Source organism: Skermania piniformis, from assembly GCF_019285775.1.
Lineage (GTDB): Bacteria > Actinomycetota > Actinomycetes > Mycobacteriales > Mycobacteriaceae > Skermania > Skermania pinensis.
In genome coordinates, this window is the sequence record NZ_CP079105.1 from 1,834,272 (window position 1) to 1,847,363 (window position 13,092).

Genomic DNA, 13,092 nt, shown 5'->3' on the forward strand with positions numbered 1-13,092 from the left:
TCGGCTCGCGTCATGAATCGGCTCGCGTCATGAATCGGCCCGCAGCAGTAGCGCACCGCCCGGGGTCAGCCCGCCGCTGGTGACGACCGCCACCCGGGCATCCGGCACCTGCCGGGCGCCGCCGTCCCCGCGCAGCTGCACCACGGCCTCGTGCAGCAGCCCCAGACCGTGGGTCCGGCCGTGCGAGAGCTGCCCGCCGTGCGTGTTGAGCGGCAGCTTCCCGTCTCGGGCGATGGTGTGTCCACCGTCGAGAAAGTCCCGCGCCTCGCCGATTCCGCAGAAGCCGAGTGCTTCGATCCAGGACAGACAGTTGAACGTGAAGCCGTCGTAGAGTTCGGCCACGTCGACGTCGTCCGGACGCAGATCGGTGCGCGTCCACAGGTGCGCGGCGGGGCCGAGCACCTGTGGTTCGTGGGTGAGGGTGCTCTGGTCCCACTCGATCCGTTCGACGATCTGCGTTCCGACCGCCTCGACCAGCACCGGCGTGCTCGGCAGGTCCTTGGCGGCATCCTTGGCCGAGACCACGACGGCTACCGCGCCGTCGCACGGGACGTCGCAGTCGTAGAGCCCGAACGGGGTCGTGACCGGCCGGGCATTCAGGTAGTCGTCCATCGTCATCGGATCGCGGTACACCGCGGTCGGGTCGAGGGCGGCGTTCGCCCGCTGGTTCAGCGCGATCCAGCCCAGCGTCTCGCGCGTCGTTCCGTAGTCGTGGAAGTGCCGTTGCGCCTTCTGCGCCAGGGTATGCGCCGCAGACGTCGCCCCGAACGGCAACTGCCAGCTGGTGGTCCGGCCGCCCGACGGGGTGATCCGGCCGGTTTTCATCAGCTCGGCGAACGTCGCCTCCCAGACCGTCCGGAAACACACCACGTGTCGGGCCACGCCGGCGGAGACCGCGATCATCGCGGCGATGACCGAGCCGCCCGGCCCGAAGGTCTCGATCCCACCGTTGTGCCAGACCGGCCGGATACCCAACGCAGCCTCCAGCGCGGTGACCCCGCCCTCGCCCATCCCGCCCAGGTTGCCGCCGCCGGGATAGGAGGCCAGCCCGTCGATGTCGGCGAAGGTCAGTCCGGCATCGGCGACCGCGCGTTCGCAGGCCTCGACGGTGAGGGCGAGCGGGGGGATCATCAGCCGACGACCGATCCGGGACATGCCGATTCCGGTCAGCGCGACGTCGTCCTCGAACTTTCGGGTGCCCAGCATCGGGCGGACGTGCTCGGCGTAGCGGTCCGGCGGGATCTCGTCGACCGGCAGCGGACCGAGCGCGCCGTCGGTCGGCCGGAACAGCGGTAACCACACGTCGCCGTCGGGCTGAAACACCACCTCGACCGGCATGCCCAACCGAAGATCGGCCGGATCTGCTTCGATGATGTTGGTGCTCAGCCGAACCCGCGGGTCTTCGGCCAGAGCCACCGTGGCCACCACGTACGGCGGTGTCATCCCGGGCACGGCGAATCGGTGATTGACCGTGTAGCTCGCCAGGGTCGCCGCCCCGGACACGTCCCGAACCCCGAGATCGTGGCCACGGCAGTATCGGCAGATCGGTTGCGGCGGATGCAGTAACGCCGCGCACGACCGGCACTCCTGGATCCGCAGGATGCCGTCGCCGCCTGCGGTCCAGAAGAATTCGGTGTCCAGGCCGAGCAGTGGTAGTGGTCGACCGGACGCGTTCCTAGATTCGGGCATCGTCACGGTGCACGGTGACCGGCTCCGCAAGTTCCTGATCGTCGACCACCTGTTGCAGTTTCGCCAGGGTTTCCGCCAGCCCGGGACCGAGTCGGGGACCGGGGGTGAACGTCGCCGGTAGGTGCCGCATGCCCTGGATCACCGCGATGGTGTCGTAGTGCACCGTCTCCTCGGGGATCGCCCGGTAATCCGGCATCCGGTCGAGCACCGCCACCAGCATCCGTTTGAATACGGTGCGGGCCACGTTGGAGCCGATGCATCGGTGGATGCCCAGGCCGAAGCTGTAGTGCCGGTTGCCGCGGCGGTCCAGTCGAATCTGGTCCGGATCCTCGAACACCGCGGGATCGCGGTTGGCCATCGCCCAGGACAGCCACACCCGGTCGCCTTCCTTGAACGCGGTCCCGGCCACCTCGCAATCGGCTGCGATGGTGCGGCCGTCGCCGGGTGCCGGCGCGTAGTACCGCAGGAACTCCTCGGTGGCCGGGTCGAGCAGGTGGTCGCGCTCTCGACTCAGCAGGTCTCGCTGTTCCGGGTTCTGCGACAGCCATTCCAGCGCGTGTGCGGTGAGCGCAGTGGTGGTGTCGAAGCCGCCCCCGATGAGCAGCGCGAGCATGCCCAGAATCTCCATGTCGGGTACGGGTTCGCCGTTCATCGTGGCATTCGCGACCGCCTGGATCAGCCCGGGACGGGGTTTTCCCCGCACCTCGAACAGGTTGGTCAGCAGGTCGATCCCCATCGTCCGGTGCATGTCGGCGATCCGCGGATAGTCCGGCGAGTCGGGCGGGGTGTACACGGCGGCGTGTACCGGTTCGTTGTAGATCTCCCATTTGGCCAGCGGCACACCGAGCATCCCGAGGGTGAGCACCGCGGGAACGACGTTGGCCAGGTGGTCGACGAAGTCGATCCGGCCACTTTCGATGTGTTCGTCGAGCGCCGCGCGGACCACCTCGTCGACGAACGGAATCCAGCGTTTCACCGCTGCCGGAGACAGATAGGGGTTCAGCGCCGAGCGCAGTTCCCGATGCTCGGGCTCGTCCATCTCCAGGATGCCGCCGCGGACGCCGCTCGCCCGGGCCGGCTTGGGAATCGAGATCCCCTGGTAACCCTTGCGTTCGCCGTTGACGTCGTGGTCGTTGGAGACGTGCGGACAGCGCGCCAGCTCGAACACCTCGCGATTGCCGGCGGCAACCCAGTGGCCGTCGTAGGTATCGCTCCAGGCGAGGGGGCACTCGTCCTGCATCTGCTCGGTGATCGTCTGGAACTGTTCGCGATACTCCGGCGCGTAGCGATCGAAGTGGAAGCGCGGTGTCTTGCGAGCGTCTGTGGCGGCTGTCGTCAGGTCGGCGGCTGTCGTCAGGTCACTGCCGACCGCCGCATCGTGGTCCGTCGTCATACCGGTGCTTCCTCCTCGACCAGCGAGATGGCCCGCTCCGGACAGGACTGCACCGCCTCGCGTACATCCGCCTCTTGCTCGACCGGGACCTGCTCGGTGACCGGCGACGCGTGGCCGTCGATATCGCTGAGCTCGAACGCCTGCGGAGCGGTCATTGCGCAGAGCGTATGTCCCTGGCAGCGTTCGTGGTCGACGTGAACCTTCATGGAGCTTCGTCCTCTCAGATGTGGTGCTCGTACCACTTCAGATAGCCGCCGGCATCGATTCGCAGTTGTGTTCCGGTGACGAAACGTGACTCGTCGGAGGCCAGGAACAGCACCGCGTCACTGATATCGCCCGCCTCGACGTACGGGGTCGGCATCGCCTGCTGCACGCTGAAGACCGGTTCGGCATCGGCGCGGGTCGGATTCTCCAGATCGGGCCGGAACGAGCGGTACATCGGCTCGCTCTGCAGCATCGGGGTGTTGCAGTTGGTCGGGTGGATCACGTTGGCCCGAATACTCTTCGGTGCGATATGCAGCGCGAGCATGTGCACGTACTGGGCCAGTCCGCGCTTGGCCACCACGTAGGCCACGCCGCCCGGATCTCGCCCTGGCACGTCGGTCTTGGAGATGTCCATCAGCGCCGCTACCGAACCCGTCGCGATGATCGACGCGCCGGCATTCAGGTGCGGAAGTGCCGCCTGGATGGTGTTGATCACGCCGATCAGGTTGGTGTCGATGACATCGGACCAGGCCTGCCATTGCGGCTCGCCCTTCATCCCGGCGATCCCGGCCTGGGCGACCACGACGTCGAGGTGGCCGAACTCGGCGACACCCTGCTCGACCACCTCGCGCAGCCGTGCGGCGTCGCGGACGTCGGCCTGTTCGGCGATGATCCGATGCCCGGTCTTCTCCACCAGTCGGGCGGTCTCGTCCAAATCTTCCGGCCGGGCGAGCGGGTAGCCGATCGAGTCGATGTCGTGGCAGATATCGACGGCGATGATGTCGGCGCCCTCCTCCGCGAGCCGTACGGCGTGGCTTCGGCCTTGGCCGCGGGCGGCGCCGGTGACGAAGGCGACCTTGCCCTCTACGCGTCCCATCGGGGTTCCTCTCTGATTGCGGTTTCCTGACTCAGGTGTTCCGGCCGCCGTTGACTCCGATGATCTGACCGGTGATGTAGCCGGCTTCCTCGGCGATCAGGAAGGAGCAGGTGGCGGCGAGATCGGCCGGCGTGCCGACGCGGCGTACCGGGGTGCGCGCGATGTGCTCGTCGACGGTGCCGCCCAGGCGACCGGCTTCCTCGCTCTTGCGCAGCATCGGTGTGTCGATAAATCCGGGAGTTACCGCGTTGACGGTGATCCCGGACGGGCCGAGCTCCAGCGCCAGCGCCTTGGTCAGCCCGTTCACCGCGGACTTCGCGGCGACATAGTGCGCCATGAACGGCTGGCCGGAGTGCGTGCTCGACGACGAGATGTTGACGATTCGGCCCCAACCGGCGTCGAACATGTCCGGCAAGACGGTCTGCGCGGCATGGAAGACACCGTGCAGGTTCACCTCGATCACCCGTTGCCACTCGGCGAAGGAGAGGTTGCGGAACCGTTTGAAGCCGTCCAGTCCGGCCGAGTTCACCAGCACCGTCACCGGTCCGATCCGACCGCGGATCGCATCGACCGCCGCGGCAACCTGTTCCGGGTCGGTGACATCTGCGCGGAAGGCCAGATCGTCCTCCGCGGGGGGATTCAGATCCAGGGTGGCGACGTGAAACCCGTCGCTGCGCAATCGTTCGGCGATTCCGCGGCCGATGCCGGAGGCGCCGCCGGTGACCACAGCCGTCTTCACGTCGAGTTTCCCTCTCCTCGGTCGGAACGGCCGACCGACACGAATCACCGCGGCAAGAATGCCACTTCCATTCAATGGAAATCGTACTCTCAGCAACCGCGGGGCGGCAAGGGTGGGTATGTCCCAGGTCACATCTGGAGATGTATGCTTCTCGTAGGTGGAGAACATCATTACCGCCACGAGGAGGAGACGGATGTCGACGCAGGAGAAGGCCGTGACGGTGACTCGTCGGCTGCTGATCGACGGAGAACTGATCGAGACGGACCGCACCCTGGCGTCGCTCAATCCGGCGACCGGTGAGGTCTACGGTTTCGCACCCGAGGCCGGAGTCGCCGAGGCCGACGCCGCGATCGCGGCCGCGCGGCGCGCGTTCGACACCACCGATTGGGCTACCGACGTCGAGCTGCGTGCCCGGTGCCTGCGTCAGCTCTACCAAGCCCTCCGGGACAACGTCGAGGAGCTGCGGGAGCTGACCATCGCCGAGGTCGGCGCCACCCGCAACCTCACTCTGGGCAATCAACTCGAGGCACCGTTCGAGATCGTCCGCTACTACGCCGACCTGCTCGACGACTACGCCTGGACCGAGGATCTGGGCAACGTCGAAGTCCGTGGTCAGCAGCACCACCGCTGGGTGGAGCACGAAGCCGCCGGCGTCGTCGCCGCGATCGTCGCCTACAACTACCCCCATCAGTTGGCGCTGGCCAAGCTGGCGCCGGCATTGGCGGCCGGCTGCACCATCGTGCTCAAGGGCGCTCCCGACACCCCCCTGGCCACCCTTGCGTTGGGTGAGATCATCGCCGAACACACCGACATCCCGGCGGGTGTGGTGAACGTGCTGTCTTCATCCGATGTGGCGGTGGGCAAGCGGATGACCACCCACCCGGACGTGGACGTGGTCACCTTCACCGGTTCCACCCCGGTCGGGCGCGAGATCATGGCGGCCGCCAGCGGAACACTCAAGCGGGTGTTCCTCGAGCTGGGTGGCAAGTCGGCGATGATCCTGCTCGACGACGCGGACTTCACCACGGCGGCCATGTTCGCGGCATTCAGCATCGTCACCCACGCCGGTCAGGGATGTGCGCTGACCACCCGGCTCCTGGTCCCGGCCGCGGCCCACGATCAGGTAGCGCAGCTGGTGGCGGCCAACTTCGGGCACGTCCGACACGGGGATCCGGGCGACTCCAGCACCTACATGGGCCCGCTGATCAGCGAGCGGCAACGAGACAAGGTCGACGGCCTGGTGCAGCGTGCGGTTGCCGACGGCGCGACCCTGGTCACCGGTGGCGAGAAGCTGGAGCCGGGCTTCTTCTATGCCCCGACCCTGCTCGCGAACGTCGACCCGGACAGCGAGATCGCCCAGGAGGAGGTGTTCGGTCCGGTCCTGGTGTTGATCCCGTACACCGACGACGACGACGCGGTGCGGATCGCGAACAACTCGCGCTACGGCTTGTCCGGGGCGGTGTTCGGCGCCGATTCGGAGCGAGCCAAGGCGGTGGCTCGACGGGTGCGTGCCGGCACGTTCAGTGTCAACGGCGGCAACTACTTTCATCCCGACGCGCCGTTCGGTGGCTACAAGCAGTCCGGGATCGGGCGGGAGATGGGTCGCGACGGGATGGCCGAGTTCCTGGAGCGTAAGACGCTCGCGGAGATCGTGCCGTGAGTGGGCCGCTGAGCGGTATCACCGTGCTCGAAGTCGCGATGTACGGCTTCGTGCCGTCGGCCGGCGCCGTGCTCGCCGACTGGGGGGCCGACGTGATCAAAGTCGAGCACGCGGTCACCGGCGACCCCCAGCGTGGGCTGCGCCGAGTCGGTCCGTTCGTGGTCGAGGGTGAGCCGAATCCCAATGTGGAGCATGCGAACCGGGGCAAACGCAGCATCGGGATCGACATGTCCGTAGCGGCGGGCCGCGAGCTGATCCTGCAGCTGGCCGAGGGCGCCGACGTGTTCCTGACCAGCTTTCTGCCGCAAGCGCGGGTCAAGTTCGGCATCGACGTCGACGACATCCGCGCGGTGAACCCGGATATCGTCTACGCCCGCGGCAGTGCGCTCGGCCCGCGTGGCGGTGAGGCGGATCGGGGCGGGTACGACATGACGGCGTTCTGGTGCCGCGGCGGAATCGCGGCCACGCTCACCCCGCCCGGGATGGACGGCATCGTCGCGCCACCCGGACCGGCGTTCGGCGACACGATCTCCGGCACGAACCTCGCCGGGGGCATCGCGGCCGCGCTGCTGCAACGCGAACGCACCGGTGCGACGTCGGTGGTGGACGTGTCGTTGCTGGGCAGCGGGATCTGGGCGCTCGGCCACACCGTGGCGTTGTCCGCGCAACAGCAACAGCCGATGGTCGCGCCCGCGCCGGGCGCGCACGGCGCGCCGACCAATCCGTTGTCCGGTCTCTACGCCACCGCGGACGGCCGGTACCTGTCGCTGGTCATGTTGCAGCCGGCGAAGTTCTGGGCCGAGGTGTGCCGGCATCTGGACCGGCCCGAGCTGGCCGAGGATGCGCGGTTCGCCGACGCGGCGTCGATCGCCGAGAACACCGCGGCGGCGGTGGCTGTGCTGCGCGCGGTGATCGCCGAGCGGACCCTGGCGGAGTGGAGCGAACGGTTGGCCACCCTCTCGGGTCCATGGGCGCCGGTGCAGGACTCGCTGCAGCTGCTCACCGACGGCCAGGTTCGCGCCAACGAGTACGTCGTGGCGGCCGGCGAGCTGGAGCTGGCCGCCAGCCCGGTGCAGTTCGATGCGACGGCGCCGCAGCTGCAGCCGGGGCCGGAGTTCGCGGCGCAGACCGAAGAGATCTTGCTCGAGCTGGGGCTCGATTGGGACCGGATCACCGCGCTGAAGATTGCCGGCGCGGTCGCCTGAACAGGAGTCGAGATGCCGCACATCGCGTCGTTGGGCACCTACCTGCCGTGTTGGGGGGACCGCAACGAACGGATCGCCGGGGACGACGAAGATGCGGTCACCCTGGCAATAGAGGCGGGTCGCGCCGCGTTGACCGCCGGCGAGCCGGTCGAACGGGTGGTCCTGGTCAGCCGAGATCTCCCGCAGGTCGAGAGCAGCAATGCCGCGGTGCTGTTGGCCGGTCTCGGTCTCGATCCCGAGCTGGAGGTGATCGAGCGGCTCGGCGGGGCGCCCGCGATGCTGGATGCGTTGAGCTCGGCCCGGCCACGCAGTCTGGTGATCGGCGTCGACCTGGCACCTGCCGGCGCGGCTGCCGCGTGGATCTCCGATCAGGGTGGGGCGCATCTGCATACGACGGCTCGGGTGTCCCGTAGCCTGCCGGTGCGGACTCGCAACGCTACCGGTGTGCACGACTACGGCGATCCCAGGCTGCTGCGGGAACGGGGATTGGTGGCATCGCTGTCGGCGGCCTGGCTGGACACGCCCGTTGCGGTGGCCGGGGTCGACCAGGCTCAGGTCGCTGCATTGTGCCGGCCCGGTGCGCCGCAGTTGCCGACACTGGGTGCCTCGTCGGCCGGGTTCGCGTTGGCGGCGATGCTCGAATGGGATAGGTCCGGCTTGTTGGTCGGCGCGGAGCAGGCGAGCCTGTCCGGAGTGACCGTGGCGCCCGGTTCGGTAGCGGTGCGCCGGATCGAGCCGTTGCCGCACCCGCCGTCTGCCGGAACGTTCGTGCCGGGTTCGGAGTTGCCGATCTCGCTTGCTGCCTACGAGCGGGCGTTCGAGGCCAAGGTTCGCTGGGTGGCCGGCAAGCACGCGGGCCGTGACGAACTCGACTTTCCGCCGCGGTACCGGCTGGCACCGGACGGGGCGTTGGCGGCCGACTACGAGTTGGTGCCGTTGCCACGCACCGGCGTGGTGTACGCCGAGACGACCGTTCGCATGCCGGTGCCGGGCATCCGTTGCCCGTACTCGTTGGTTCTCGTGCAACTCGACGACGTCGGGGTGCGCGTCCTGGCTACGGTGACCGGTGCGGACGCCGGTACCGCCGGGATCGGTGTGCGGGGGCGGATGGTGTTGCGTCGGGTGGCGGTGCGCTCCGGCGTGCCCGATTACGGTTACGCTTTCGAGCCCGATCTGGACAGCGTCGCGGTCCGGCGGTCGGCATGAGGCGGGTAGCGCTGGTCGGCGCGGGAATGACCTCGTTCGCAGAGCATTTCGCCTTGGGCATCGATGATCTGCTGCCGATGGCCGTCGCCGAATGTGCCGCGTCGGTGGACAAGGGCGTGCAGCTGTCCGATCTCGATGCGGCCTGGTTCGGCATGGTGCGCAAGGCCGACGGACTCCCGGCGGGACTGCTCGCCGATGCCCTCGGAACTCCGGACCTACCGGTCACCCATATCGAGAATTCTTGTGCCACCGGCAACGACGCGGTGCGCAATGCGATGTACGCGATCGGTTCGGGCGCGGTCGACGTAGCCCTGGTGATCGGCGCCGACAAGCTTCGGGAGACCGGGCAGCAGGATGCATTGCGCGAGTGGGAATCGCTGACCCGGGACCGCGTGTGGGACTACCCACTCGGGGTGTTCGCCGCGGCCGGCTTTGCCCTGCATGCCAACCGCTATCTGCACGAGTCGGCAGCGACGCGGGAGCACCTGGCGCTGGTGGCGGTGAAGAACCACCGACACGGGGTCTCGAATCCCAAGGCGCGACTGCGGTTCGAGATCACCGCGGAGCAGGCGCTGGCCGCGCCGATGGTGGCCGACCCGTTCGGGGTGTACGACTGCGTGCCGCAGACCGACGGCGCGGCCGCGCTGTTGCTGGTGGCCGAGGACGTCGCGGACCGGTACACCGATGCGCCGGTGTGGGTTCGCGGGGTGGGGCTCGGGCTGGACACCGTGATGCATCAGCACCGGACGGATCTGACGTCCTTTCCGGCGACGTTGCGGGCGGCCCGGCGGGCCTTCGCGATGGCCGGCTTGGGCCCGCGCGACGTGCATGTCGCCGAAGTGCACGACTACTTCACCGGGATCGAGTTGATGAGCTACGAGGACCTCGGTTTCGCCGACCGGTTCGAGGGGCACAAGTTGCTGGAGGCGGGGGTGACGACGGTCGGTGGCGCGCTCCCGGTGAATCCCAGCGGCGGACTCAAGTGCAAGGGACACCCGCCCGGCGCGACCGGGATCGCGCAGTGCGTCGAGCTCTTCCAGCAGCTGCGCGAAAGCGCGGTCAACCAGGTCGACGGAGCGCGAATCGGCCTGGCGCACAACCTGGGCGGCCCGGCGGCGGTCGCGGCGGTGACGATTCTGGAAGGTCCGAGCGGCTAAGTTATCAACTACTTGTCATTATGCTTCGGCGGCGATACCGTCGAGACGACAGTCGAATCTGTTGCGGAGGATGGTCATGGCGCGTTTTCCCAAGCCGGCCGAAGGCAGTTGGACCGAGCACTACCCGGAGCTGGGTACCGCCCCGGTCTCCTACGAGGACTCGATCGATCCGGAGATCTACGAGCTGGAGCGCAAGGCGATCTTCAAACGTGCCTGGCTGAACGTCGGTCGGGTGGAGCAGTTGCCCCGCAAAGGTAGCTACTTCACCAAGGAAGTGGTTGCCGCCGGCACCTCGATCATCGTCTGCCGCACCACCAGCGGTGCGGTGAAGGCGTATCACAATGTGTGTCGGCACCGGGGCAACAAGCTGGTGTGGAACGACATGCCGCTGGAGGAGACCAGCGGAGTGTGCCGACAATTCACCTGCAAATACCACGCGTGGCGGTACGACCTGGACGGGCGGCTGACCTTCGTCCAGCAGGAGGGTGAGTTCTTCGATCTGGACAAGGATCGCTACGGCCTGCTCCCGGTGCACTGCGACATCTGGGAAGGCTTCATCTTCGTCAACTTCGCCGTCGAACCCGAACAGTCGCTGACCGAATTCCTCGGTCCGATGATCACCGACCTGGCCGGTTATCCGTTCGACAAGATGACGTCCCGGTTCACCTACCGGTCGGAGGTGAAGGCGAACTGGAAGCTCTATATGGACGCCTTCCAGGAGTTCTATCACGCACCGGTGTTGCATGCGAACCAGTCGCCGACCGCCTACTCCAAGGCGGCGGCCGAGGCCGGCTTCGAAGCGCCGCACTACCGGATCGACGGTCCGCACCGGTTGGTGAGCACCTCCGGAGTGCGAGCCTGGGAGATGCCCGACGAGATGCGTAAGCCGATCGAAGACATCTGTCAGAGCGGACTGTTCGGGCCATGGGCCAAGCCGGATCTGGGCGAGATGCCGCCCGGCCTGAACCCGGCCAAGTGTGACCCGTGGGGGCTGGACTCGTTCCAGCTCTTCCCCAACTTCGTGATGCTGTTCTGGGGCCAGGGCTGGTATCTGACGTATCACTACTGGCCGACTTCGTTCAACACCCACACGTTCGAGTCCACGCTGTACTTCCCCCAGCCGCGGACCCCACGCGAACGTATCGGGCAGGAGCTGGCCGCAGCCACGTTCAAGGAGTTCGGTCTGCAGGATGCGAACACCTTGGAGGCCACCCAGTCCAGCCTCGAATCCCGGGCGGTCGAGGAGTTCTTGTTGTGCGACCAGGAGATCCTGATCCGCCACCTACATCACGAGACCGCTGCCTGGATCGACGATTATCAGCGCACGACCGCCGGAGTGTGACGCCATGCCGATGTTTCCTACCGAGTTCGCGGATCTGGAGCCGTTCGCCGACTGGTGCCTGCCGACCGAAGCGCAGCGCTATCGCAAACGGCTCGGTAGCACGATGGACGAGATCCAGGCGTTCTACGACGTGATCACCCCACGGGCCGAGGATGCGATCAGTTACTGCGACAAATTCAGCCTCGACGATCTGCCCGACGATGTGCTGAATCTGATGCACCTGCTCTACTCGATGGTGACGGTGTCGTTCCCGGTGGAGTGCTGGAGCCAGCCCCGGGTGCCCGACTCCGGCGCCACCAGTCTGGATTGCGTCGCCGAGCCGGTGCCGTGACCGCGACGCCCGGCGCAGCGCCTCGGACGGTGCTGCGTGCGGCGCGCTGGGCCGACGTGGCGACCGGCACGATCCACACACCGGCGGTGCTGGTGATCGAGGGCAACCGGATCGCCGCGATCGGTGCCGAGGCGCCGTCGCCCGGATCTGCGGTCGAGATCGATCTGGGCGACGTGACGTTGCTGCCCGGGCTGATGGATATGGAGCTGAACCTGCTGATCGGCGGGCCGGGCAGTCCCGAGGGATTGCCGACGCCGATGCACGGGGTGCAGGACGACCCGGCATACCGGACGTTGCGCGGCGCGGTGAACGCTCGGACCACGCTGGAAGCCGGCTTCACCACGGTGCGCAACCTCGGTCTGATGGTGAAGACCGGTGGCTATCTGCTCGACGTGGCGCTGCAGCGCGCGATCGACCAGGGTTGGTTCCCCGGTCCGCGGATTCAGCCGGCCGGGCACGCGGTGACACCGTACGGCGGGCATCTCGATCCGACGGTGTTTCAGCGGCTCGCGCCGGGCATCATGCCGTTGTCGATCGCCGAGGGCATCGCCAACGGGGTGCCGGACGTGATCGCGTGTGTGCGGTACCAGATTCGACACGGCGCGAAGCTGATCAAGGTGTCGGCGTCGGGTGGGGTGATGTCGCACAGCACCGCGCCCGGCGCGCAGCAATACTCCGATGCGGAGTTGGCGGCGATCGCGGACGAGGCGCATCGGGCGGGGGTGCGGGTGGCGGCGCATGCGATCGGGGACTCGGCGATCCGTGGCTGTATCCGAGCCGGCATCGACTGCATCGAGCACGGCTTCCTGGCCAGTGACGAAACCTTGCAGATGATGGCGGATCACGGCACCTTCCTGGTATCGACCACCTATCTGACCGACGCGATGGCGATCGACCGGATCGCGCCGGAGCTGCGGGCGAAGGCGGAGGTGGTATTTCCGCAGGCGAAGGCGATGCTGCCGCGGGCTGTTGCGACCGGGGTGCGGATCGCCTGCGGCACCGATGCGCCGGCGATCCCGCACGGCAAGAATGCGATGGAGCTGGTCGCACTGGTCGATCGGGGGATGACGCCGATGCAGGCGCTTCAGGCGGCCACGGTCACCGCCGCGGAGTTGGTGGACGTAGCGGATCGGCTGGGTCGGCTGGCGCCGGGCTACCTGGCCGACATCGTCGCGGTCCCGGGTGACCCCGCGCGCGACATCACCGGCACGCTCGACGTACGGTTCGTGATGAAAGACGGACAGGTCGTCGTCGACCGTCGGGAGTTGTGAGCGGAGGCAGGTCGGTGG

General features: G+C 67.7%; 12 protein-coding genes. 7 read left to right on the forward strand and 5 right to left on the reverse strand.

The window, feature by feature from the left end:
* Window positions 1–27 precede the first annotated feature (27 nt).
* Genes KV203_RS08500 through KV203_RS08520 form a run of 5 tightly spaced genes read right to left on the reverse strand, consistent with a single transcriptional unit; the run spans window position 28 to window position 4,902 of the window.
* Complete coding sequence (locus tag KV203_RS08500; protein ID WP_066468254.1) at window positions 28–1,689, reverse strand: thiolase C-terminal domain-containing protein; 1,662 nt, start codon at window positions 1,687–1,689, stop codon at window positions 28–30.
* Entirely contained in the window at window positions 1,676–3,082 is a 1,407-nt protein-coding gene (locus KV203_RS08505; protein WP_083529861.1) for a cytochrome P450, read from the reverse strand. Before KV203_RS08505 ends, KV203_RS08500 begins: the two co-directional genes overlap by 14 nt.
* The gene (locus KV203_RS08510) at window positions 3,079–3,288 is read right to left on the reverse strand and encodes a ferredoxin (RefSeq protein WP_066467927.1); all 210 of its coding nucleotides are present in this window, start codon (window positions 3,286–3,288) and stop codon (window positions 3,079–3,081) included. Before KV203_RS08510 ends, KV203_RS08505 begins: the two co-directional genes overlap by 4 nt.
* 14 nt (window positions 3,289–3,302) lie before the next feature.
* On the reverse strand, window positions 3,303–4,163 hold the full coding sequence (locus KV203_RS08515; protein WP_066467929.1) for a mycofactocin-coupled SDR family oxidoreductase: 861 nt from the start codon (window positions 4,161–4,163) through the stop codon (window positions 3,303–3,305).
* Window positions 4,164–4,194: 31 nt separating this feature from the next.
* Window positions 4,195–4,902 (reverse strand): SDR family NAD(P)-dependent oxidoreductase, encoded by a 708-nt coding sequence (locus KV203_RS08520; RefSeq protein WP_066467930.1) that lies wholly within the window; start codon window positions 4,900–4,902, stop codon window positions 4,195–4,197.
* A 193-nt stretch (window positions 4,903–5,095) separates the two neighbouring features.
* Between KV203_RS08520 and KV203_RS08525 the strand changes: the two genes are divergently transcribed.
* From KV203_RS08525 to KV203_RS08555, 7 genes are all read left to right on the forward strand, one after another.
* Window positions 5,096–6,562, forward strand: coding sequence for an aldehyde dehydrogenase family protein (locus KV203_RS08525; protein WP_066467931.1), 1,467 nt, complete (start codon window positions 5,096–5,098; stop codon window positions 6,560–6,562).
* 38 nt (window positions 6,563–6,600) lie between these two features.
* Complete coding sequence (locus KV203_RS08530; RefSeq protein WP_066468256.1) at window positions 6,601–7,767, forward strand: CaiB/BaiF CoA transferase family protein; 1,167 nt, start codon at window positions 6,601–6,603, stop codon at window positions 7,765–7,767.
* A gap of 12 nt (window positions 7,768–7,779) precedes the next feature.
* Window positions 7,780–8,973: an OB-fold domain-containing protein gene (locus KV203_RS08535; RefSeq protein WP_066467932.1), complete on the forward strand. Its 1,194-nt coding sequence runs from the start codon at window positions 7,780–7,782 to the stop codon at window positions 8,971–8,973.
* Window positions 8,970–10,130 (forward strand): thiolase C-terminal domain-containing protein, encoded by a 1,161-nt coding sequence (locus tag KV203_RS08540; RefSeq protein WP_066467934.1) that lies wholly within the window; start codon window positions 8,970–8,972, stop codon window positions 10,128–10,130. Before KV203_RS08535 ends, KV203_RS08540 begins: the two co-directional genes overlap by 4 nt.
* A 76-nt stretch (window positions 10,131–10,206) precedes the next feature.
* Window positions 10,207–11,472 (forward strand): aromatic ring-hydroxylating oxygenase subunit alpha, encoded by a 1,266-nt coding sequence (locus KV203_RS08545; protein ID WP_066468259.1) that lies wholly within the window; start codon window positions 10,207–10,209, stop codon window positions 11,470–11,472.
* 4 nt (window positions 11,473–11,476) lie between these two features.
* Window positions 11,477–11,803 carry a hypothetical protein gene (locus KV203_RS08550; protein ID WP_066467936.1) on the forward strand — a complete coding sequence of 109 codons (327 nt, stop codon included), beginning with the start codon at window positions 11,477–11,479 and terminating at the stop codon, window positions 11,801–11,803.
* Window positions 11,800–13,074 carry a metal-dependent hydrolase family protein gene (locus KV203_RS08555; RefSeq protein ID WP_066467938.1) on the forward strand — a complete coding sequence of 425 codons (1,275 nt, stop codon included), beginning with the start codon at window positions 11,800–11,802 and terminating at the stop codon, window positions 13,072–13,074. The genes KV203_RS08550 and KV203_RS08555 overlap by 4 nt, the downstream gene beginning before the upstream one ends.
* The last annotated feature ends 18 nt before the right edge of the window (window positions 13,075–13,092 follow it).

What these genes read in the sequence shown, in the direction of transcription:
- KV203_RS08500 (WP_066468254.1), bottom strand. Translation starts at nt 1,689, where the DNA reads ATGCCCGAATCTAGGAACGCGTCCGGTCGACCACTACCACTGCTCGGC.
- KV203_RS08545 (WP_066468259.1), top strand. Translation starts at nt 10,207, where the DNA reads ATGGCGCGTTTTCCCAAGCCGGCCGAAGGCAGTTGGACCGAGCACTAC.
- KV203_RS08525 (WP_066467931.1), top strand. Translation starts at nt 5,096, where the DNA reads ATGTCGACGCAGGAGAAGGCCGTGACGGTGACTCGTCGGCTGCTGATC.
- KV203_RS08530 (WP_066468256.1), top strand. Translation starts at nt 6,601, where the DNA reads ATGTACGGCTTCGTGCCGTCGGCCGGCGCCGTGCTCGCCGACTGGGGG.
- KV203_RS08505 (WP_083529861.1), bottom strand. Translation starts at nt 3,082, where the DNA reads ATGACGACGGACCACGATGCGGCGGTCGGCAGTGACCTGACGACAGCC.
- KV203_RS08515 (WP_066467929.1), bottom strand. Translation starts at nt 4,163, where the DNA reads ATGGGACGCGTAGAGGGCAAGGTCGCCTTCGTCACCGGCGCCGCCCGC.
- KV203_RS08510 (WP_066467927.1), bottom strand. Translation starts at nt 3,288, where the DNA reads ATGAAGGTTCACGTCGACCACGAACGCTGCCAGGGACATACGCTCTGC.
- KV203_RS08550 (WP_066467936.1), top strand. Translation starts at nt 11,477, where the DNA reads ATGCCGATGTTTCCTACCGAGTTCGCGGATCTGGAGCCGTTCGCCGAC.
- KV203_RS08535 (WP_066467932.1), top strand. Translation starts at nt 7,780, where the DNA reads ATGCCGCACATCGCGTCGTTGGGCACCTACCTGCCGTGTTGGGGGGAC.
- KV203_RS08540 (WP_066467934.1), top strand. Translation starts at nt 8,970, where the DNA reads ATGAGGCGGGTAGCGCTGGTCGGCGCGGGAATGACCTCGTTCGCAGAG.